Annotated in this window: 1 pseudogene; it reads left to right on the top strand. The window is 74.2% G+C overall.

The features are described 5' to 3' along the window. Nucleotides 1–233, top strand: a pseudogene (locus F0U47_RS21485) (FAD-dependent oxidoreductase); the annotation flags it as partial.

Genomic DNA, 233 nt, shown 5'->3' with positions numbered 1-233 from the left:
TGCGCTGATCGGCACGTTCGCCTCGCTGCACGATCCTTCGCTCGTCCAGAACCGCTGCTTCCTCTACCACCTGATCGGCAACGGGACCGGCGAGTGGCGGGTGCCGGTCGGTGGCATGGGCGCGGTCACCGACGCCCTGGCCAAGGCGGCGCTCGACGGGGGCGCCGAGATCCTGACCGGCCCCGGCGTGCGGTCGGTCCGGCCCGGCTCCGACACCGCCGACGGCGCCGAGG

Origin of the sequence: Nocardioides antri (genome assembly GCF_008373765.1) — a bacterium.
Taxonomy (GTDB): Bacteria; Actinomycetota; Actinomycetes; order Propionibacteriales; family Nocardioidaceae; genus Nocardioides; species Nocardioides antri.
The sequence above is the reverse complement of the archived record's forward strand: the minus strand, read 5'-3'. Positions and strand labels throughout refer to the sequence as shown.